We start from the raw sequence: 22,090 nt of genomic DNA on the forward strand, positions 1-22,090 counted from the left end.
ACGAATTTCTAGCTGCGCAGCGCAGCCAGTCGCCTGCGCAGCAGGCCAATGACTGCAGACAAGCGGTAGGCGGTGCCGACGATCCGGCTCCTGCGCAGATTACGAATGTCCTGCAGTGTTGCCCCGACGTCCGCGAGCAAAAGTCCGTGCAGGGCATCGCCATCCACGCCGAGTGGAGCACACACCACCTGCAGCGATTGACGCGCGACCTTGATGCGCTTGCGCGAGAGCAATCCCCTTCCGCTCATTTCCGCCATCAACTGCGCATGGCGGCTGCGCATTTCAGGCGCGTGAATCATCGAGTCCGGGCGACGACGATACAGGAAGTTGACATCGGACGTCACAAGAAAACGGCTGCCCCGGTCCAATGCACGCTGGTAGAACTCCCAATCTTCATAGGCGCGAAGACTTTCGTCGTAGCAGAGCTCACGCATTATCCCGAGTCGCCCCAAGCACGTAGCCGTGGAGTAGCGGTTCGCGAACATGCCTGACTGCCAGGCTTCGCCGACCAGGGGAATGCATTGCTGGAAGGCCACTTCCTTGAACTCACTCACTTGGTGGGCGTCGTCAAAGTAGGCGGCCTGGGGCACAACAAAGTCGAAGTCAGCCAATCGCTCAAGCGCGGAGACGGCTTCGCCGACGAATTGGGGGGCAATCAGGTCATCCGCATCCAGGGTCAGGACATACTTCCCCCGCGCAGCACTCAGCCCGGCGTTGCGCGCCGCGGCCAGGCCTTGGTTGAATGGCAGGCGCAGCACGCTCACAGATGAGTCGGAGGCTGCTGCCAGCCCCTCGATCAGATTGATTGACGACGGGTCCGTGGAGCCGTCATCGATCACTATGATTTCCAACGACGTGTAGGAGCATTCACGCAGGTTAGCCAGCGTCGTCGGCAGATAGGCGCCAAGATTGAAGTGCGGCACCAACACGCTGACCAGGGGCTGTTCCACGCGGGGAGATGCGACCGGCTCTCGAGCTCGAACAGCAGACAGCTGGCGCCCCGCCGACCATTCCAGCATCAACTGCGACTGCGGCCTCCACTCGGCCGCCTTTGCCAGCACCCGCACGAGCGATGCGGCAGTCCCATCGTAGCGAAGTACATTGCGGCCATCATCCCATCCGGCACCCGCCGGATACGCAGGGTTTCGCGCATCCACGATCACCTGCCGTCCCTGCCCGAGCGCAGCCCTCGCCAGATCTGCGCTGGCACTCCAGCTATCAGCGAAGACCACCGCTCCAGGCGCGTCCACGCCCGCAAGCTGATCCCGGGAAATGAGCTCGAAACGGTTACGCCATGCTGGTGGAACTGCGGCCAAGCCGTCCGTGGAGACCCTGCCGACAAGATGGAGCTTGATGCAGGCTGTGGCACCCGCAGTGCTTCCGATGAAGCCGATTGAGGCCCGCACGAATTGACGCAGCGCGGCGGGTTCCGAAATGACACCTGCGATGTGCGCAGATGATGGGCCGGGCCGCGCGGCCAATGGCTCCTCTGAGTAAGTCGGCAGCGCCAGTCGGTCCTTCCAGCTACCTCCATCGATTCCCGATGCCGCGATGATGGACGCAGCCACCTCGACCTTCTCGCACCGGAGCTCATCGCAGTCTGTAAGGCACCGCCGTTCCATGTCCGCCGTGAGTAGATCGGACGTTGAGAGTGCACGCCCCTCTCTGGCGGCTTCCAGAACCGTGAGACCCGTCAAACGGACCGAGACTGTAGTGGCCGCAAACGCTTGATGTACAAATCGTTCCTGAAGCAGCCAGAAACCGGAAGCTCCAAGGCAGGGAAGCGAAACATGCGCGACCGACCCGCGTTCGGACTCGATCTGTTTGAGGCAGTACAGCACCTGTCGTGCGGCCCAGTCTTCCTTCAGGCCTGATATGCCAGGCGCGGCCGGCCAACGCCGGTCAGCCTCCGTTGGGGTCCGAGCGTAGTCATTCCCCAAGGCAATGCACTGGGTTCCATCCGGAATGAAACCGCTCCAGTCAGCCGGGTCCATGTCGGCTCCGAGGATTACGGCGATGGCGTCGCTGCCACCTCCTCGAAGCAATTGGCAGACCGCTCGACCGTCCGTGTCTAACGTGGACAAGGACGACGCGTAACCAACGACCACGTGCATACTACACTCCGGAATGAGTGGCTCAGCGGAAACGGCGATACAGGGGAAGCAAGCGTTCAATGAGTCGTTTGCCCATCCGGAGCACCCACGGAGCTCGACGCTGCAGCAGGTTCGCAAGGGCCAAGGTGTACCTGACGGTCTCGCTGTCCAGAAGCTCCTGCAGACGATAGGAAGACTCATCCAGACTGAGCAATGTCACTGCACCGCCGCTGCCTTGAATTGCCGCTACGTACGCGGGAACTTTGATCGATCCGAGCTGCGCTCGCTTGCCGTGAAGCAGACGTCGCTGCGCTTCCAGCACGGCACCACTCACGTCGCCGTGCATCTTAGATACCAGGGGGTACGCGGGGCGGGACGTGATGTCAATGGAGGACGAGGCAATGAAGCGCACCTCCTGTTGACACGCCCGCAGCAGCATTTCCCAGGTTTCATTGGCTGGGACTGCCTCATCGAAACCAAGCGCGCGCGCGCGGTCGGTTCGAATGACGAAGCTGTCCGGACCGAGACGGTTCTCATAGAGACCTGCGAGTCGAGCCTCACCGTAGTGCACATGACACACATCGAAGCTCGGCGCAGGATCGCCAACTGCCGGCAAGGCCGTCGCCACTCCATGGTGGGAAACAACAACGTCGAAGTCGGAATGGCGGGAGAGACCCCTTACCGCCGCGCCGAGATAATGGGGGGCAAGCTGCTCACCGGCACGAAGGAACACCACGTAATCGCAACTGACGGCCTCGAGTCCCGCGTTTCGCGCGGCAGCAGCACCAGACCGCACCGGGAACCGAACAACGCGAACGCGCGGATCGATAACTTCCAGACGATTCAGCACCTCGCGGCTGATGGGGTCGGGGGAGGCGTCATCGACAATGATGATTTCCTCGATCAGGCAAGCGGACGCAAGCAGGCTGTCGATGCTGGGCATCAGCGCTCGACCCTCTCCCTGATTGATCACCACCGCGCCAAGCCGGGGCTGCGCGGATTCGGCCCACTCGGTACTTTCGGCCCCGAGGGCCCATGGAGCGGCAGTCGACGCCTGGGTCACAGGCAGCAGCTCCCCGGTGCTGCCTGAGAACAACGCAGTCAACGCCTTTGCCAGATCAGCCGGCACGCCATTGAACTTGATGCAGTTGATGCCATCCTGCCAAGGCGTGTCGTCACCGAATGCAGGATTGCGATCATTGAGTACGCATATTGCGCCGGACAATGATGCCTCGTAGGCCGCCAGGCAGAATGACTCCCATGGCGACGGGAAGATGCAGACGGATTCAGCAATCATTTTTTCGCGCGGCGCGCCATTCACCCCCTTGGCGAACACAACCCGGCCCACCAGGTCTGCCGGAATCATGTCGACGATGGTCTGCTGGTAGGCGGCATCGAAGGAGTGGGCAAGGAAGACCACGTTGCCTTGGTATGCAGGGTTGTCGCGCATGAACTGCACGCAGCCGCGGATGAAAACGTCCGGTCGCTTGATATCCTGCAGCTTCGATGTAAACAGCAGCGGGGTATCCGGGCCAATATCGACGGACCTGCTTGCGAACGGAAGCGAGTCCAGCAACACTGGAGGCGAATGAACGCAGCTTCGAGCCGCCCAGTCATGGTCTTCGAAACCGTAGAACGCCCTGAAAGCTTCGGACACCGGCGCGAGCTGTGCGACGATCAGGTCGCAGTCGGCCAGTGCCTTGCGCTCCAGGTCATACAGGCTCAGGCCGTGGATGCTCTGCGCACGCGGCTCGAAGTCCGCAAGAATACTGTCGGTCGTGTGCAGGCGCACCGCCAACGTCGTCTGGAGGAAGTCGTTGCCGAGCAGCTTCTCCTGGGTTGCGGCGAACGCGGCTGCCCCCCAGTCGACAAACTCGACGTAACCCAGCGCGCCTTCGCTCTCCTGTAGCGCCCGAAGCCCCTGCAGAATGAGGACGGACTCCCAATGCAGCACAGTGTTGTTGAAGGAGCCGTACGCGGGGTAGCGTCGACCACGGGCATCAACGGTCTGGTACGTACCCATATGGGAGACGTGAAGACGAACGCCGGGATAGACCGCCGCGAAGGCGCTGGGGTCAAGACCGTCGCCAACGTAGAGAATTGCGGTGTTATCGCGCTCCTGCTGCGTGGAAGTGGCCAGAATGTTTGCAACGACGCGACCGATGCCGCCGGCGGTGAAGGGGTACAGCTCGCGCGTTACGAATACTCTCAAAGCGGTCATCTACAGCTCCATGAATTCAATATACCGGGCGCTCGACAGCTCGATGAGTTGGCGTGAATAAGAGGCCATCATCTGCTCCAGTTCCATGTCAGGCGTGCTCAGTACGCGTGAAATCGTACGAGCTATGTCCCTAACGTTCAATGCATCACCAACCTGCGTAAGGCCCACGTACTCGTGGTCCTCCAACGCATCCATTCCCAACCTGCCGCGTACGCTTGGCGTTCCAACAGCCAACGCTTCCAACTCTACCATCGGATGGCAATCCACCACCGATGCATTCAGCACCACGTCCGCCAGCGACATGGTGTCCATGATCTGAGCCTGGTCGAGCTTGGGCAGAACCTCGATCTTCTTCTCGGTCGGGTATGGAAGCTGGAAATCGTTCGCAAGCACCCAGATCGTATCGACCTGGTCGCTGGCCACTGCACCTGCCACGTTGCTGGCAAGGTTCTTGTGCACCAGATTCCACGACGGCGAGAACGCGATGGCCCCCTCGTGCCGACGCTGATGCCGGGGCATGCCCTGCGGGTAATTGGGCGGCATGTTGTAAATCTGCTGCGGCCAACCCAGCGGGCCAATCGCCGCATGGCTGCCACCGCGCATGCCCTGGATGCGTTTGATATAGCCCTGCCTGGCCAGGTCGAGCGCGAGAGCGAAGAATCGCCGCTCATCGTGGTGCACCCACATGACAGGAGCACCATGCCACACCAGGTAAATGTGCTCGAATCCTGCCCCGGCGAAACCCTTGATCCAAGCTGCCATTGCCGTTGAGAAGCCGTGGATGGCAATTCGGTCAACACCGGCCAGTCTGAACAGCTTGGCGACGGCCTCGATATCGAGAGCAGATGGCCGATCCGATGCGGATACCGCCAGCTTGTGCCCCGGCAGCGCGCCTGCTGCTGCCCGGATTCCAAACCACTCCTGATGCATTACGTGGCAGACCCGCTCATGCCCACTCAACTGTTGGGCAAACCGTGTATCGCGAGCTGCGTCGAACTGGAACAGCTGCGACGCCAAGACCGGAATGTTCGGTTCCGCGCCACGGTGGTCAGCGTTCGCATACGAAGGCTCCTCGTGATCCGTCGACATCAATGCGCTCAAACGCTCCCGCAGTCCAAGCTGCCATTGATAGCGTTCGACCTGCTCGGCGTGATCTGCCCTGATGCGGATTTCATCCTGCGCCACCGCATTGCGGTGCTCAGCCAGGCGATGCTCGAACTCGTTGCGAAGCTGCTCGGCCTGCACCCGATTGGCCAAGTCGCTCTCACGCAACTGCGCTGCTAGCGCCGGAACCAGCTCGAGCACATCGATCAGGTGACCGGGACCGACTTTCTCGCGCAGGGCAGCGGGAAGACCATCGGCAACGCCAGTGAACGCCTTGGTTGCATGCTCCTCCGCCCGCTTGTACAGCTCCACTGCATCCCGAAGCTCTGCCAACTGGCTGCCACCGACATTGATTTCATTCTCTAGGCCCCTCACCGCTGCGACGGTGTTCTCGTGCGAGCGAACCAGGTAGCCGGGGCGATCAATGATCTCAAAGCCATTGCTTCCCGGTACGCGCACGCTGCGAGGTGCGCCGGGCCGTGGCTCCCGGAGGAAATAGATACCATGGTCGGCGAGAATGCCGTCATCGACATCCACGTCCATGTCGCTCGCGGTCGTGTTGGCGAAGTCATGGCTCCAGCAACCGGCATGCCACAGATTGCCCAGCATGCTTATCCCAACCTGGCGGTTCTCGATCAGGCATATACAACCGCCGGGCGCAAGAACCGCGCGCATTCCTTCGATCACCTCACGAGCCTGCTCGGGGGAGTTGTGGATCATCACCGACACGGTGAAGATCACGTCGAACTGCCTGGAGCCTGCCAAGCCGGGGAGATCAGACCCGACCATGATGCGATCGCGGATATCCGAGGCGTATCTGGAAGGCGGTGCAGAAAACAGCGGCTCGACCATCGGTGCCGAGATATCGAATCCGTAGTAGTCAACGAAATCATGGTCAGCCAGGAGCCGGGTCATGCGGCCGAAGCCAACCCCGTAGTCCAGAACCCTGACCGGCGCCCCACGCTCCGCCGCTGCCGTGCGCAGAAATTCAACCAACCACGACTCCTGGAGTCCGTAGTTGGAGTTACCTGCGTCACGCCGAACCTTCTGTTGGTCAGCGTAAAGTCCACCGTCCCTAGACAGCCAGTAATCCCGGTTCTCTGTGCTCATGGCTCAGGCCACCCCGCCGCACGCTTCGTCGCTGATCACCCTGCCATGCTCCAGATGCATGATTCGATTGCAGTTGGCCGCAATGATGTCCTTGTTGTGGCTGGCCAGAACAAGGATGCTCGCCTTCTGGACGATTTCTGAAAGCCGCTGCTGCGCTCTCGCGTTGAAATCCGCGTCGCCCACGCCCAGCCATTCGTCCATCAACAGGATATCTGCATCAAAGCTGGTGGCGATGGAGAAAGCAAGGCGGACGAGCATGCCGCTTGAGTAGACACGCACGGGCATGTCAACGTAAGGACCCAGTCCGGAAAATTCGCAGATCGACGGCATTTTTGCTGCAATCTCCGCGCGAGAGAGGCCATGCAGCAAACCCTTGAGGCGGATGTTTTCCACGCCGGTGGCCTCGAAGTCCATTCCCATGGTGACATCAAGGAGGTTCGCGATCCGCCCGCGGCTGCGCACGTAACCGGACGTTGGCTCATACACTCCGGCCAACGTCTTCAGCAAGGTGGTCTTCCCCGCCCCGTTGTGTCCGACCAGACCAAGCTTATCGCCTTCGCGCAGCTCGAATGAAACGTCCTGGAGCGAGTCGACCACAGTTACGTTTCGGCTGGACGGCGCTACACGACCGCCAGTCACGGCAGACATGATGGCGCCCTTCATGGAGCGGTTGTTGGTTCCGTAAACAGGCAACTGCACGCTGCAGTTGACGACACTGATGTTCGTCATGTCACACCCAGAAGGAAATTTTGTGGCGACTGCGCGCCAACACCGGAATGGCAACGAGATATGCCAGCAGGATGAAAGTGCCCACGACCCAGTAAGAGTGATCGGGCGGCACGTTTCCCATCAAGGGATCCCGAACGAGCTGGATGAAATGATAGAGGGGATTGAAATCAGCCACCCACCGATGCGGCCCCAGCATGTCGGCCTTCCAGATGATCGGCGTCATGAAGAAGCCGAGCTGCATGAAGTTCGCAATGGCAGGCTGCAGGTCGCGGAATCGTGCTGCCATCACACCGAAGAGTGCCGTGATTGGAATGGTGGCCAGCAGAATCGCGAAAATGCCCGGGATGGCCAGGAACCACACCAGCTCCGGCTGGATCTTCAGATAGATCGCGAACGGAATGTAGGCCACTGCGCCGTGCAGGAACACGATGAAAGTACGTGTAACCAGCCGCATGACGTGCAGTGTTGCCGGCAGTCGCATTGACCGGATCAGGTTCTCGGACGCCGTAAAGGTCGTGCACCCTTCCTGGACGGTCGTGGAAATGTAGATCCAGACGATGTCGCCCAACGCGATGTACGGCAGGTAGTCGCGCAGATTCATCTTGAACAGTTGACTGTACAGAAGGCCGATACCCAGGATCAGCACGAACATGCTGATGGTGATCCAGAACGGCCCCAGCACCGAGCGCCGGTACTTGTGCTTGGTATCCATCATTGCCAGGGCGAGCCACGCCCGCCAAGAGCGCATGCCGTCGGCGACGTCGGAGAAGAGCGCACGCAGCGGCGTCAGCTCGGTATCGCGAAGGTGGCGCCGATCAATCGGCGCCGACGCGAGTCGCGGCGAGACTTCAACGGTCATTGCAACGCCCTCTCAAGATCCACAATCAGGTCCCCCAGCTCTTCGACCCCCACACTCAACCGCACCAGCGCATCGCTGATACCGAGCTGATCGCGACGCTCCACCGGAATTGATGCATGGGTCATCACCGCCGGATGGTTCACCAGGCTTTCCACCCCACCCAGTGACTCGGCCAGGGTAAACAGTTCGGTCTTCTCGCAGAAGCGCTTGGCCGCCTCGAACCCGCCCTTGAGCACGATCGAGACAATACCGCCGTAGCCGTTCATCTGGCGCGTGGCCAGCTTATGCTGCGGGTGCGAGGTCAGCCCCGGGTAGATCACCTTTTCCACCGCCGGGTGCTTTTCCAGCCACTCGGCCAGCGCCAGCGCATTGGCGCAGTGCGCCTTCATGCGCAGCGGCAGGGTCTTCAGGCCACGCAGGGCCAGGAAGCTGTCGAACGGCCCCTGTACGCCACCAATGGAGTTCTGCAGGAAGGCCATCTGTTCGGCCAGCTCGGCGTTGTCGCCGACCACGACCATGCCGCCGACCATGTCCGAGTGGCCATTGAGGTACTTGGTGGCCGAGTGCAGCACCAGGTCCGCACCCAGCTCCAGCGGACGCTGCAGCATCGGCGAGGCAAACGTGTTGTCCACCACCACGATCAGGCCATGGCGCTTGGCGATGGCGGCGACCGCGGCAATGTCCACGATCTTCAGCATCGGGTTGGTCGGGGTTTCGATCCAGACCATCTTCGTCTGCGGGGTGATCGCCGCTTCGAACGCGGCCAGGTCGGTCAGGTCGACGAAGCCGAACTGCAGGCCGGCCGTGCGCTTGCGCACGCGTTCGAACAGGCGGAAGGTGCCGCCATAGATGTCATCCATCGCCACCACGTGGCTGCCGGCATCCAGCAGCTCCATCACGGTGGAGGTGGCCGCCATGCCGGAGGCGAACGCGTAACCGCGGGTGCCGCCTTCCAGCGAGGCCACGCAGCGCTCGTAGGCGAAGCGGGTCGGGTTGTGGGTACGCGAGTACTCGAAGCCCTGGTGCTCGCCCGGGCTGGACTGGGCGTAGGTGGAGGTCGCATAGATCGGCGGCATCACCGCGCCGGTGCTCGGGTCGGGCGACTGCCCGCCGTGGATGGCCAGAGTGGCCAGAGCGAGCGAGCGAGTGCTGTGCCCGGAGGATGCAGGGTCGGACATGAAAGTTCCCAAGGCGCGGAAGCCCCCAGTGGGGCTCCCATCAAGAAGGAGCGGAAGTCTATCAGCGCCGGCTTAACAACCTTTGACGCGGACAAATACGTATTCAGCGGAGAACGTCGACCAAATTGTCGTTATTGCACCCGCCGACGCAGATAATTCAGCAGGTCGATCCGGGTAATCAGGCCCAGGAAGGTGCCGCCATCCATGATGATGGCCACCTGGCCCCGGTCGAACACCGGCAGCAGGGCCTCGATCGGCGACTTCACGTCCAGCCGGTCCAGCTTGCTGACCATGGCGGTGGCGACCTTGTCGCGGAAGCGCGATTCATCGCCATACACATGCAGCAGCACGTCGCTTTCATCCACGATGCCCACCAGCTGGTCGCCGTCCATCACCGGCAGCTGCGAGACGTCGTACAGCTTCATGCGCTGGTAAGCGGTGGTCAGCAGGTCGTTCGGGCCGATCACCACGGTGTCGCGCTGGCCGTACGGGCGCAGGATCAGGTCGCGCAGGTCGCCGGTCTGCGGGCGCTCCAGGAAGCCGTTGTCCAGCATCCAGTAGTCGTTGTACATCTTGGAGAGGTACTTGTTACCGGTGTCGGGCACCAGCACCAGCACCTTCTTCGGGGTGGTCTGCTCTTTGCAGTACTTCAATGCGGCCGCCAGCAGGGTGCCGGTGGAGGAACCGCCGAGCACGCCTTCCTTGCCCAGCAGCTCGCGCGCGGTGTGGAAGCTTTCGGCGTCGGTGATGGCGTAGGCCTTGGTGACCCGGGTGAAGTCGGCGATCGAGGGCAGGAAGTCCTCGCCGATGCCTTCCACCAGCCAGCTGCCCGACTTGTCGTTCAGATTGCCGTCGTTGATGTACTCGGCCAGGATCGAGCCGACCGGGTCGGCCAGGACCAGCTCGGTCTTCGGCGAGAGCTTGGCGAAGGCGCGGGAGAGGCCGGTCATGGTGCCGGAGCTGCCGCAGCCGAACACGATGGCGTCCAGGTCGCCGTCCATCTGCGCCAGGATCTCCGGGCCGGTGGCGAACTCGTGCGCGGCCGGGTTGTCCGGGTTGCCGAACTGGTTGATGAAGTACGCGCCGGGGGTTTCCTCGGCCACGCGCTGGGCCATGTCCTGGTAGTACTCGGGGTGGCCCTTGGCTACGTCCGAACGGGTCAGGCGCACTTCGGCGCCCATCGCCTTGAGGTTGAAGATCTTCTCGCGGCTCATCTTGTCCGGCACCACCAGGATGAGCTTGTAGCCCTTCTGCTGGGCGACCAAGGCCAGGCCGAGGCCGGTGTTGCCGGCGGTGCCCTCCACCAGCGTCGCACCCGGCTTGAGATCGCCGCGCTTTTCAGCGGCCTCGATCATGGACAGGCCGATGCGGTCCTTGATGGATCCTCCGGGATTGGCGCTTTCGAGCTTCAGGTACAGCTCGCAGACACCGGTATCCAGGCGCTGGGCCTTGACGATCGGGGTCTTGCCAATGAGTTCGAGCACGGAGGAGTGGATTGCCATCGGGTCACATCGATTCGCGCCGCAGGGCGGCCGGACCCCCGATTATCCGATAGAAGGTAAAGACACGCCATGCGTGTTTGTTCACCCCCGAAAGAGCGACGCGGACGGTGCCCGTCGACGAGGAGACGGACACCGCCCGCGGCGGTTGGGTGTCAGGTGCCGGCCGTGGGCCGACCGGCCACCTGGTGGCGCCGACCCGGGGTCGGCGCGGGGGAAACATCAATGCACAGGGGAGGAAGACTCGTACATTCGAAGCAGTTGTTGCTTGGCCAGCAGCTTCTCACGCTTCATCTGTCCCAGGGTGACATCGTCGACCCCAAGTACGCCCAACGAGGCATCCATACACTTCTTGTTCAACTTTCGATGCTGGTCGTAGAGCTTCTTGAACTGCGGGTCCGCACTGAGGCGGGCGTCGATTTCACTCTGGGGCTGATCTTCAAACATGATGAACCTCCTATCGCGTCTACAGCACAAACAAGAACGCCCCGGCCGGTGAGGCACGGGGCGTGTCTTCGGGAGGAGCACCGGCGTCAACCGCGACCGCAGGCGAACCCATGCGCCCAGCCCGGCCATTCCGGACTGCAGACTGCTCTGGTTCGTGCCCTCGGTACATCGGCCCGGCCCTCCAATCGTCCGGGTCGCGGAAGGCCACCCGGACAATCGACCCTACGCCTGCCCAAGGGTGGGTTCAAGGGTTTCGTTTGAAATCGCTGGCGGTGCCCAGTCGGGGTTCAGGCTGAACACGCGGATCAACGAAAAAGTAACGAAAACAACGGGTTGAAACCGTCAGGGGGCTATGATGACCTCGGCCGAGCGGGCCTTGGTTGACGCGGCCTTCTTGCCCGCCACCTGGAAGCGGCTGGCGCTGACGCCCGCCGCGACCAGTGCGTCGCGCAGGGCTTCGGCGCGCTGCTGCCCTACCCCGGCGGCAGCGTCATAGGCCTCGATCCGGACCCGGCCCTTCTTGCCGATGTTCAGGTACTCGGCCAGCGCCTGCGCCTGGCCCTTGGCGCCCCCGGACAGCGCGCCCTTGCCGCTTGCGAAGGCGTCGCCCGGGAAGGTGAACACTTCGCCGCGGCTGTCGAACTTCGAGCCCGGCAGCTTGTTGCCCGAGACCAGCTCGGCTTCCTCGCGGGCCAGCTTGGCCGCGTTCTGCTGGGCGGCGCTGAGGCGGGCGGTCTGCTTGCCGGCCACGCTGGTCAGCGCGGTTTCGGCATCCTGGCGGGCCAGCGCTTCGGATTCGGCAGCCAGGCGCAGGCGTTCGGACTCCTCGGCCTGGATCTGGGCCTGCACGCGCAGGCGTTCGCTTTCCTGGCGGGCGCGCTGGGCGTCGCGGCGGCTGGCTTCGATCAGCAGGTCGCTGCGGGTGCGCTCGAGCTGGGCCAGTTCGCGCTTGGCCAGGGCGGCACGCACGCTGGTTTCGGCGATGTCGACCCGGCGATCAGCCAGGTAGCGGGCCTGGTCGAGGTCACGGCGCTTGGCGTTGGCCAGCGTGGCAATGGCCTGCTGGGCCTGCAGGCGCTCGAAGGCGGCCAGCTCGTTGGTGTCCGGGTTGGCCTGGATCGCCATCAGGCGCTGGGTCAGCTGGGCCACGGCCGGGTCTTCGGCGGCGAAGGCCCGCGGCGACAGGGCCAGGCCGGCGGCGAGCAGCAGGGGCGAAAGGCGCAGGGCGGTCTTCATCGGCGGCCCTCCCCGTCGGCGAGCTGGCGTTCGAGCTGGGTGACCTCGTTGCGGCGCAGCTGCAGCTGGGCGGTGGCGGTGGCTTCTTCGCTGCGGGCGCGGGCCAGGTCGGCGTCGGCGGTGGCACGCACGGCCATGGCCGGGGCGTTCTTGCGCTCGCGGCGGTCGCTGGCGGCGGCCTGGGCCTGCTCCAGGCCCTGGCGGGCCATGGCGATCAGGTCCGGGGCGTACTGGTCGGCATCGGCCTGGGTGGCCTTGTCCACGGCCTGCCGGGCCTGCATCAGTTCCAGGGCGCCATCCTGCGCCTGGGCGGCACCAGAGAGCGCGAATGCGCACGCCATCACATACAGAGTACGTCGTAATTGTGCGAAGCTAGGATTCATTGGGGGTGCCGTTCGCCTGAAGTAGGTGCGCGGCCATTGTCGGAAGCCTGCGGCGTGCCTGCAAGGGCACGCGGCTGATTGTTGGGGAAACATTTCGCATGGATATCGGCTATTTCCTGAAGCTGATGACCGAAAAGAACGCTTCGGACATGTTCTTGACCACCGGAGCGCCGGTGTACATCAAGATCGAAGGCAAGCTGTACCCGCTGGGGAACACCGGGTTGCCGCCGGGCATGGTCAAGAAAATCGCCTATTCGCTGATGGACGAGGGCCAGGTGCCGCAGTTCGAGCGCGACCTGGAGCTCAACATGGCCATCGCCCTGCCCGACGCGGGGCGCTTCCGCGTCAACGTGTTCAAGCAGCGCGGTGAGGTGGGCATGGTGATCCGTGCCATCCGCAGCAAGATTCCGAGCATCGAAGAGCTCAACCTGCCGCAGGTCCTGAAGGACGTCATCATGACCCCGCGCGGGCTGGTGCTGGTGGTGGGTTCGACCGGTTCGGGCAAGTCGACCTCGCTGGCCTCGATGATCGACCACCGCAACAGCACCACGACCGGGCACATCCTCACCATCGAGGACCCGATCGAGTACCTGCACAAGCACAAGATGTCGATCGTCAACCAGCGCGAGGTGGGGCTGGACACGCATGCCTTCCACAACGCGCTGAAGAACGCGATGCGTGAAGCGCCGGACGTGATCCTGATCGGCGAAATCCTGGATGCAGAGACCATGGAGGCGGCCATTGCGTTCGCCGAAACCGGTCACCTGTGCCTGGCCACGCTGCACTCCAACAACGCCGACCAGACCATCGAGCGCATCCTCAACTTCTTCCCCGAGAGCGCGCACCGCAACGTGCTGATGAACCTCTCGCTGAACCTGCGCGCGGTGATTTCCCAGCGCCTGGTCAAGGGCCAGGACGGGCGCCGCCTGCCGGCGACGGAAGTGTTGATCAACACGCCGATGATCCGCGACCTGCTGCGCCGCGGCCAGGTGCACGAGATCAAGGCGGCGATGGAAGCCTCGCTGGAAGAAGGCATGGAAAGCTTCGACCAGTGCCTGTTCCGGATGGCCAAGAACGGCATCATCGAGCAGGAAGAGGCGCTGCGCGCAGCCGATTCACGCGATGGCCTGGCGTTGAAGTTCCGCCTGTCCGAAGGCGGCGCGGAGCATGATCCGTACGCGGATTATTCGGCGGCGACGCCGGCGGCGATCACGCACGGGTTCTAGGACGGTTATGTTGCCGCGTCGGCCTGATTCTCGGGCCGCGCGGCATCGAATGCTTCCAGCCTCAGGCACGCCTCTTCGATCCGCACCAGCGTCGGATACGAAGTCAGGTCCACGTTGAACCGCCGCGCGTTGAACAGCTGCGGCACCAGGCAGCAGTCGGCCAGGGTCGGGGTGTCGCCGTGGCAGAAGCGCCCGGTTTCCACCGACTCGACCAGCATGCGCTCCATCGCGTCGAACCCCACCTGCATCCAGTGCCTGGTCCAGTCGTCGCGCTCGGGCTGCGGCACGTGCCAGGTGTCGCTGAAGAACTGCATCACCCGCAGGTTGTTGAGCGGGTGGATGTCGCACGCCACCAGTTGGGCCAGCGCGCGCACCCGGGCGCGGCCCAGTGCGTCGTCCGGCAGCAGTGACGGGTCCGGGAACACCTCGTCGAGGTACTCCAGGATCGCCATCGACTGCCGCACCACGCACTCGCCATGCACCAGGGTCGGCACCAGTTCCTGCGGGTTGAGCGCGGCGTAGCCCTCGCTGTGCTGCTGGCCGCCGTCGCGGACCAGGTGCACCGGCGTGATCTGGTGCGCCAGGCCCTTCAGGTTCAGGCCGATGCGCACGCGGTAGGCCGCACTGGAGCGCCAGTAGCTGAACAGCTCGATGCGGTCGGCGGGGATGTTCAGGGCCGTGTCGCCTGTTCGATGCGCTGCTCGATGGCACCGAAGATGCTCTCGCCGGCGGCGTCGAACATTTCGATGCGGACCACGTCGCCGAACGACATGAAGGGGGTGCTCGGCTTGCCGTCGCGCAGGGTTTCCACGGTGCGCTGTTCGGCGAAGCAGGAGGCGCCCTTGCTGGTGTCTTCATTGGCGATGGTGCCCGAGCCGACAATGGCGCCGGCGCCCAGCGGACGGGTCTTGGCCGCATGCGCGACCAGCTGGGCGAAGTTGAACTGCATGTCCACGCCGGCTTCCGGCGCGCCGAACCAAGCGCCGTTGATGTGGGTCACCAGCGGCAGGTGGACCTTGCTGTCCTGCCAGGCCTCGCCCAGTTCGTCGGGGGTGACGAACACCGGCGACAGCGCCGAACGCGGCTTGGACTGCAGGAAGCCGAATCCCTTGGCCAGTTCGCCCGGAATCAGGTTGCGCAGCGAGACGTCATTGACCAGGCCGACCAGCTGGATGTGCCCGGCCGCCTGTTCGGGGGTGACCGCCATCGGCACGTCGTCGGTGATGACCACCAGCTCGGCTTCCAGGTCGATGCCGTACTCCTCGCTGACGACCTTCACCGCGTCGCGCGGGCCGTAAAAGCCGGCGCTGGTGGCCTGGTACATCAGCGGGTCGGTGTAGAAGCTCTCCGGGACCTCGGCGCCACGGGCGCGGCGGACGCGCTCCACGTGCGGCAGGTAGGCGCTGCCGTCGACGAATTCATAGGAACGCGGCAGCGGCGCGGCCAGCGCCTGCAGGTCGATGTCGAACACGCCGTCGGCGCTGCCGTCGTTGAGCGACTCGTACAGGGCGTTCAGGCGCGGCGCCAGGTGGCTCCAGTCTTCCAGCGCCTGCTGCAGGGTGGCGGCGATCCCGGTGGCGCGCACGCCCTGGCGCAGGTCGCGCGAAACCACGATCAGGGTGCCGTCGCGGCCGCCTTCCTTCAAAGAACCAAGCTTCATGGGTGGGTATCCGGGAATCGCAGAAATAAGGTTTCGAGTGTAACCAAATGCGCGGTGGTGCCAAGACGCATTGCGTCAAATGACGATAAACCATCCGGGTGAGACGGGGGCGTGGGTGCCCAACCTGAACGGGGCATTTGGTATGGCCGTCCCAGTTCCATTACAATTGGTGGGTCTGCAGCGGCCGTCCGTTTCCCTTCGGGATCGCCGGCGATCCGGATCCTTGATCCCTCGCCCGCCCCCACTCCGACGCCATTCGTCATGCATTCCAGTCTGCGCACCGCGCCGGCTGAACACAATTCTCGCAGCGCGGTTCACGGGAACGCTCCGAGTAAGCCGATCAACTCGATCTGCCTTGCGCTTGGCCATTCGGCCTGGCGTTACTTTGTCTTTGGAGCTTCCACCCGATGTCTTTTGAAAACCTGGGCCTTGCCCCGTTCCTGCTGCGCGCGTTGTCCGAGCAGGGCTATGAAAACCCGACCCCGATCCAGGAGCAGGCGATCCCGCTGGCCCTGGAAGGGCGCGACCTGCTGGCCGGCGCACAGACCGGTACCGGCAAGACCGCTGCCTTCGGCCTGCCGCTGCTGCAGCACCTGGGCACCAATCCGCAGGCCGTGAACGGCCCGCGCAAGCCGCGTGCGCTGGTGCTGGCCCCGACCCGCGAGCTGGCCACCCAGGTGCATGACAGCCTGCGCAGCTACAGCAAGTACCTGCGCATTCCGAGCGCCTGCATCTACGGTGGCGTCGGCATGGGCAACCAGTTCGACGTGCTGCGCCGTGGCGTGGACCTGCTGGTGGCCTGCCCGGGCCGCCTGATCGACCACCTGGAGCGTCGCAGCGTCGACCTCTCCGGCATCGAGATCCTGGTGCTGGACGAAGCCGACCGCATGCTGGACATGGGCTTCCTGCCGTCGATCAAGAAGATCCTGGCCAAGCTGCCGCGCCAGAACCGCCAGACCCTGCTGTTCTCGGCGACCTTCGAAGAGAGCATCAAGCAGCTGGCACTGGAATTCATGCGCGACCCGGCGCAGATCCAGGTGACCCCGAAGAACACCGTGGCTGAAACCATCACCCACCGCGTGCACCCGGTCGATGGCGCGCGCAAGCGCGAGCTGCTGCTGCACCTGCTGGCGCAGGACAGCCGCGAGCAGACCCTGGTGTTCGGCCGTACCAAGCACGGCTGCGACAAGCTGGCGATGTTCCTGGACAAGGCCGGCATCAAGACCGCCGCCATCCACGGCAACAAGAGCCAGGGCCAGCGCCTGCGTGCGCTGGGCGACTTCAAGGCCGGCCGCGTGACCGTGCTGGTGGCCACCGACATCGCCGCGCGCGGTATCGACATCAACGAGCTGCCGAAGGTCATCAACTACGACCTGCCGATGGTGCCGGAAGACTACGTGCACCGCATCGGCCGTACCGGCCGCAATGGTTCGACCGGCCAGGCGATTTCGCTGGTGGCGCAGGACGAAGCCAAGCTGCTGCGCCAGATCGTGCGCCTGCTCGACAAGGACATGGACATCCGCGACGTGCCGGGCTTCGAGCCGCAGACCCCGATCCGCTGGGGCAACAGCGCGCCGGGCAAGGCCGAAGTGCCGGGTGGCGATCGTTCGCCGCGCAAGCACGCACGTCGTCCGCACGGTGAAGCGCCGCGCCATGCGCATGCCGGTGCGAAGAGCGGCGGTGGGCAGCGTGACGGTGCCGGGCGCGGTGCAAGCCGTGGCGCCGGTAACGGTGCGCCGCGTGGCGGTGCGCCGTCGGGCCAGCGCCGTGGCGGTGGCGGGCGCGGGCCGGGCGGTGGTGGTCATCGCGCTGGTTGATCCTTGCCGGTAGCGAACAAGAAAAAGGGCGACGCATTGCGTCGCCCTTTTTCGTAGTGCCGGCCGCTGGCCGGATCCGCACGATGCCGGCAGGACGAGGAGCCGGCCGGCGGCCGGCACTACGGGTTACCAATTAAACGCTACGGTGATGCGCGCGTTCCGCCCGGGCTCGCTGTACCGACCAATACCTTCATCGTTGACGTATCCGTACAAGGTATTGCTGCCCTGGTACACGCCGCGCACGCGCTGCCACAGGTAATACTCGCGGTTGGTCAGGTTGTAGATGCCCGCGCTGATCTTCCACTGGTCGCTGATGTTCCAGCTGCCAAACAGGTCCAGTACGGTGTAGCCATCGGCCTTGTCCAGCCACGCCGGGGTGCTGACCGTGCCGTTGGCGGCGGTGGTATAGGCATCGTCGGCGTGCTTGGCCGCTGCATGGGTCACCGCTGCGGTCACGTTCCACACCGCCGACGGCGCATAGCGCACGCCCAGCACCGCGCTGGCCGGCACGATGCTTTCCAGCGGGTCGCCGTTCTGCTTTTTGCCTTCGCTGTACGAGGCCGCCAACCGCGCGGACCACGCATCGTTGAACTGCACGCGCCCTTCCAGCTCCACGCCCTTCACCGTCACCTGCCCTGCGTTGGTGGGCATGGTGTAGGCGCGCTCATACAGGATCGGACCGCGCGCGGTGGTGCGGAAGCCGCCGGGGATCTGCTGGGTGAGCGTGCTGTACTCGATGAAGTTGTCGTAGCGGTCGCGGAATACCGAGAGGCCGAACTGCGCAGCGTCGGTGCTCCAGCGGTAGCCCAGCTCGACGTTCAGGCTCTTCTCCGAGGACAGGTCCGGGTTGGACACGGTGTCGTTGAACACCAGCGGCTGCCCGGTCTGCGCGTTGATCAGGGTGGTGGTGCTGCTCGGCGAGTACATGTCGGCCACAGACGGAGCACGGAAGCCACGGCCCACCTGCGCCCACAGCGAATGCGCGGGGAGGAAGCGGAACTCGGCGCCGACCTGCCAGCTGGGCGACGCGAACGAGACATCGCGCACGGTGCCGGTGCGGTCGACGAAGGTGCTGTCCACCTGCGGCGAGTAGTCGTAGCGGTCGTAACGCGCCCCGGCGCTGAGGGTCAGGCGCTCGTCGAACAGGCGCACGCTGTCGCGCAGGTACACGTTCCAGTTGTCCACGTCGGTCTTCGGCACCTGGCGCGGGTCCACGTCCACCGAGGCCACATCGCCGGCGGCGTTCCAGCGCGTGTCCACCGCGGTGAAGTCCACGTCGCGCTGCTGCCACGCCATGCCGTACACCAGGTCGTGCTGCGCGCCGCCGGTGCTGAAGGCCTTGGTGAAGTCCAATGCGGCGCGGTCCAGGGTCTGCTCGGTGGAGCGGTTCTCGCTGCGCAGGCACGGGATGGCGCCGCCCGGGCAGCCACTGCCGGCGGTGATGGTGGTGATGCCCCGGCTTTCGGTGACCTGGCGGTCCAGCTGCGCTTCGAGGGTGTCGAACACGGCGTTTTCGGCCAGCCACTGGTAGTGCGCGCCGTACCGGTCGCGGTCATTGGTGTCGTGGCCCTCGCGGGTCAGGTAGCCCGGGGCGTACACGCGCGAGAGGTTGTCCACGTCATTGGTGGCACGGCCGCGCTCGTACATGAAACCGAGGGTGTTGGCTTCGTTCAACTGCAGGTCGAGCTTGCCGAGCAGGTTGTCGCGGGTGCTGTCGACCGGGTCGGGGGTGCGGCGGCCAACGCCGGTGCGGTCATTCGTGGTGTCGTAGTACGACTCGGTTTCGTGGCCTTCGCGGCGGGTGTAGACCAGCATCGATTCGACGATGCCGGTGCGGTTGGCGAAGGTCAGCGTGCCCATGGTTTCGTCGTTGGCCCCGGAGTAGCCCGCCTTGAAGCCGATGTGGGTGTCGTTGCCTGCCGGGTTGAGATAGTCGGCCGGGTCCTTGGTGGTGAACACCACCGCGCCGCCGAGCGCACCGCTGCCGGCGCTGATCGAGTCGGCGCCCTTCACCACCGCCAAACTCTTGAGCGTGTCGATGTCCACGTCGCCGCGGCCGCCGCGGAAGAATTCGTAGGAGCGCGCGGTTTCCACCGACTCACCGAGGCTCAGGCCATCCACCGTGATCGCGACGCGGTCGCTTTCCAGGCCGCGGATGTTGAAGCCGTTGTCGCCGAAGCGGCCCATGTCGACGATGCTGACACCGGGGATGTAGCGGATCGCTTCTTCCATGGTGTTCGCCATCTCGGCGTCGAGGTCGGCGGCGGTGAGGACGGTGACATTCTGGTTGGCGGACTTGGCACGCTGGGCGCGTTCGGCTTCAACGCGCACGGTGTCCAGGGTGCTGGCGTCGGCCGGGGCCTCGGCGTGGGCAGGGGCGGCCAGGCACGCGACTACCGCCAGCGTGAGCAGGGAAAGGGACAGCTTCATTTGGGAAAACTCCGCAGGAAAGAAGGGAAAGGCGGTGTTGGCCGTTCCTGGCTGCGGCAGTCCAAAGACCGTGCGGGGCTTGGAGGCGGGAGATGCGTGTGCTGCTTGTGGTAGCGCCGGCCGTTGGCCGGCCCAAGCGGTGCGTGGGTCGGCCAGCGGCCGACGCTACCGGTGTGCGTCAGGCGGTGCGTGGAGCCGGCCAGCGGCCGGCACTACCGGGTCTACGGTTGCGATGAACAATGCCTGGGCCGGCCAACGGCCGGCGCTACCGGTGTGGCGACAGGCGATGGGATGTAGTGCCGGCCGCTGGCCGGCTCCACGCACCGCCGGCAACGGTCAGCGGTTGCCGTTGGCCGAATGCGCGCCGGCCTTCGGCTCTGGATCGCGCGCATCCACCACGCCGTCACCGTTGCTGTCGGCACGGGTGAACATGCGCTTGCCCGAGGCTTGGTACTCGGCGAAGGTCATGCGGCCGTCCTTGTCGGTGTCCAGCGCGGCGAAGCGTACGCGGGCCTGGCGCTCGGCGTCGGCGCGCACGCGGGTGCGCTGCTGGTCGAGGCGACCTTCGAATTCGGTGGTGTATTCGGCCAAGCTCAGCGACCCGTTGCGGTCGGCATCGGTGGCGGTGAAGGTGGCCGCGCGCGCCGTGTCGAACTCGGCACGGTCGACCACGCCGTCCTTGTTGGCGTCGTACAGCTCCAGCATGCCGTTGGCAGTGTGCGAGGTGGGCATCTTCAGCGGGTCGCGCGTGGTGGCGGCAGCGCTTTCACTCGTGGCGTCCTGCGATTTCTGGTACCCGGCCCAGGTGCGTTCACCGGCTGCGTCGTACTCGGCGCGGCTGATTGCGCCGTCCTTGTCGCGGTCCAGTGCCTTGAAGCGGGTGTCGGTCTGCTTCAGGTGGCCGGCGCGCGCGGTGGCCAGGCGCACGTCGAAGCGCTGCAGGTACTCGTCGACGTACTCCTGCTCGTCCACGCTGCCGTTGCTGTTGCTGTCGGTGGCGGCGTAGCGCGCCTTGCGGAAGGTTTCGAACTGCGCCCAGCTGACGCTGTCGCTGCCCTCGGTGGCGAACTGGCCCAGGAACGCGGCAGCCGTCGGCGAGGCGGTCGCCGGCGTGGGCGCGGTGGTGGTCTGGGTCTGCGCGTGCGCAGCCGGCGCCAGCACCCCGGCCAGCAGGGCCGCGGTGAGCAAGGTGGTCTTCATGGTGGTCCCCCTGGAAGGTAGGTGGTTACGGTTGGAGTACGCGGAAGCTGAGCGTGTAGTTGTTGCCGTACATCGGCGCAGCCGCGCCGGCAGGGGCCGGGCCGCGGTAGCGGATCAGCGCCAGGTAGCTGCCGGCCTGGGCCAGTGCGAAACGCGCCTTGCCCTGGGCGTCGGTGGTCAGCGTTTCCGGTGCGGGCTGCCGTGCGCCGTCGCCGAGTGCGCGGTGGATCTCCACCTTCTGGTTCGGCAGCGGCTTGCCGTCGTACTGCACGATGAAGTCGAAGTGCTCACCGCGATAGAGATCGCTCGGATGGGTGACCGGTACCAGTTCCAGGCCGGTGCCATACGGCTTGAGCGCAGCCGTGGTCGGGCCGCCGGCGGTGAGGTACACCTCCGACCGCGACAGGCTCTGGTAGTGGCTGGTGAGTTTTGCGCCGGCGGGCAGGGGCACGGCCGGGTCGCGGCTGGAGCCGGGCTTGCCGTTGAGGTCCCAGGTGCGGAACACCGCGCCGAGGCGGTTGCCCGTGCTGAAGCGGTAGGTGCCGGTCTGGCCGGGCAGCGTGGTTTCGATGACGGCGCGGGTTTTCAGGCGCTGCACGGTGTCCGGGGCGCGGGTAGTGCCGTCGGGGAGGGTGACCACGAACTCGCTGTTGTCGAAGACGACTTCGGGCACGAAGAAGGCTTCGGCGAACGAAGCGTCCAGGGTCACTACGCTGTCTGGGCGGACCTCGAAGCTGGCCGGGGCCAGGTACGGCGTATGGGCAGCGGCGGGCAACGCCAGCGCGGCCAGCAGGAAGGCGACAACAGGTCGGAAAGACATGGCGGATGCTCGCAGCGCCGGCGGGATGGCCGGCGGGCGACATCGTATGCGTATTGCGAATGATTCGCAATACGCATT

17 protein-coding genes are annotated in these 22,090 nt (G+C 64.7%); 2 read left to right on the plus strand and 15 right to left on the minus strand.

Annotation, left to right across the window (positions count from 1 at the left end; translation table 11 throughout):
- Window positions 1-8: 8 nt before the first annotated feature.
- The 10 genes from C2U58_RS14565 to C2U58_RS14610 form a co-directional block, all read right to left on the minus strand.
- Entirely contained in the window at window positions 9-1,994 is a 1,986-nt protein-coding gene (locus tag C2U58_RS14565) for a glycosyltransferase family 2 protein (RefSeq protein ID WP_172448150.1), read from the minus strand.
- A gap of 142 nt (window positions 1,995-2,136) precedes the next feature.
- Window positions 2,137-4,314, minus strand: coding sequence for a glycosyltransferase (locus C2U58_RS14570; RefSeq protein WP_102946506.1), 2,178 nt, complete (start codon window positions 4,312-4,314; stop codon window positions 2,137-2,139).
- Window positions 4,315-6,414, minus strand: a complete 2,100-nt coding sequence (locus C2U58_RS14575) for a methyltransferase domain-containing protein (protein WP_172448151.1) — start codon at window positions 6,412-6,414, stop codon at window positions 4,315-4,317.
- 117 nt (window positions 6,415-6,531) lie between these two features.
- Window positions 6,532-7,257 carry an ABC transporter ATP-binding protein gene (locus C2U58_RS14580; protein ID WP_102946508.1) on the minus strand — a complete coding sequence of 242 codons (726 nt, stop codon included), beginning with the start codon at window positions 7,255-7,257 and terminating at the stop codon, window positions 6,532-6,534.
- Between the two features lies 1 nt (window position 7,258).
- Complete coding sequence (locus C2U58_RS14585) at window positions 7,259-8,116, minus strand: ABC transporter permease (RefSeq protein WP_102946509.1); 858 nt, start codon at window positions 8,114-8,116, stop codon at window positions 7,259-7,261.
- Window positions 8,113-9,294, minus strand: coding sequence for a cystathionine gamma-synthase (locus C2U58_RS14590; RefSeq protein ID WP_102946510.1), 1,182 nt, complete (start codon window positions 9,292-9,294; stop codon window positions 8,113-8,115). The genes C2U58_RS14585 and C2U58_RS14590 overlap by 4 nt, the downstream gene beginning before the upstream one ends.
- A 131-nt stretch (window positions 9,295-9,425) precedes the next feature.
- Complete coding sequence (locus C2U58_RS14595; protein ID WP_102946511.1) at window positions 9,426-10,796, minus strand: pyridoxal-phosphate dependent enzyme; 1,371 nt, start codon at window positions 10,794-10,796, stop codon at window positions 9,426-9,428.
- Between the two features lie 219 nt (window positions 10,797-11,015).
- A complete protein-coding gene (locus tag C2U58_RS14600) occupies window positions 11,016-11,240 on the minus strand; it encodes a YdcH family protein (RefSeq protein ID WP_070207049.1) in 225 nt (74 codons plus the stop codon).
- Window positions 11,241-11,582: 342 nt separating this feature from the next.
- Window positions 11,583-12,476 carry a hypothetical protein gene (locus C2U58_RS14605; protein ID WP_102946512.1) on the minus strand — a complete coding sequence of 298 codons (894 nt, stop codon included), beginning with the start codon at window positions 12,474-12,476 and terminating at the stop codon, window positions 11,583-11,585.
- Entirely contained in the window at window positions 12,473-12,859 is a 387-nt protein-coding gene (locus tag C2U58_RS14610) for a DUF4398 domain-containing protein (RefSeq protein WP_102946513.1), read from the minus strand. Before C2U58_RS14610 ends, C2U58_RS14605 begins: the two co-directional genes overlap by 4 nt.
- Before the next feature lie 98 nt (window positions 12,860-12,957).
- On the opposite strand from C2U58_RS14610, the gene C2U58_RS14615 reads away from it, so the two are divergent.
- On the plus strand, window positions 12,958-14,085 hold the full coding sequence (locus C2U58_RS14615) for a PilT/PilU family type 4a pilus ATPase (RefSeq protein WP_102946514.1): 1,128 nt from the start codon (window positions 12,958-12,960) through the stop codon (window positions 14,083-14,085).
- Between the two features lie 5 nt (window positions 14,086-14,090).
- On the opposite strand, the gene maiA is transcribed toward C2U58_RS14615, so the two are convergent.
- Both maiA and C2U58_RS14625 read right to left on the minus strand, forming a co-directional pair.
- On the minus strand, window positions 14,091-14,759 hold the full coding sequence (gene maiA / locus C2U58_RS14620; protein WP_102946515.1) for a maleylacetoacetate isomerase: 669 nt from the start codon (window positions 14,757-14,759) through the stop codon (window positions 14,091-14,093).
- Window positions 14,756-15,745 (minus strand): fumarylacetoacetate hydrolase family protein, encoded by a 990-nt coding sequence (locus C2U58_RS14625; protein WP_102946516.1) that lies wholly within the window; start codon window positions 15,743-15,745, stop codon window positions 14,756-14,758. The genes maiA and C2U58_RS14625 overlap by 4 nt, the downstream gene beginning before the upstream one ends.
- A gap of 407 nt (window positions 15,746-16,152) precedes the next feature.
- Between C2U58_RS14625 and C2U58_RS14630 the strand changes: the two genes are divergently transcribed.
- The gene (locus tag C2U58_RS14630; RefSeq protein WP_102946517.1) at window positions 16,153-17,562 is read left to right on the plus strand and encodes a DEAD/DEAH box helicase; all 1,410 of its coding nucleotides are present in this window, start codon (window positions 16,153-16,155) and stop codon (window positions 17,560-17,562) included.
- Window positions 17,563-17,688: 126 nt separating this feature from the next.
- Here C2U58_RS14630 and C2U58_RS14635 read toward each other — a convergent pair whose 3' ends face one another.
- From C2U58_RS14635 to C2U58_RS14645, 3 genes are all read right to left on the minus strand, one after another.
- Entirely contained in the window at window positions 17,689-19,992 is a 2,304-nt protein-coding gene (locus tag C2U58_RS14635; protein WP_102946518.1) for a TonB-dependent hemoglobin/transferrin/lactoferrin family receptor, read from the minus strand.
- 336 nt (window positions 19,993-20,328) lie between these two features.
- Complete coding sequence (locus C2U58_RS14640; protein ID WP_102946519.1) at window positions 20,329-21,192, minus strand: EF-hand domain-containing protein; 864 nt, start codon at window positions 21,190-21,192, stop codon at window positions 20,329-20,331.
- A gap of 25 nt (window positions 21,193-21,217) precedes the next feature.
- Entirely contained in the window at window positions 21,218-22,012 is a 795-nt protein-coding gene (locus C2U58_RS14645) for a DUF4198 domain-containing protein (protein WP_102946520.1), read from the minus strand.
- Window positions 22,013-22,090: the final 78 nt, after the last annotated feature.

Source organism: Stenotrophomonas sp. VV52 (genome assembly GCF_002893095.1).
Classification (GTDB): domain Bacteria; phylum Pseudomonadota; class Gammaproteobacteria; order Xanthomonadales; family Xanthomonadaceae; genus Stenotrophomonas; species Stenotrophomonas aracearum.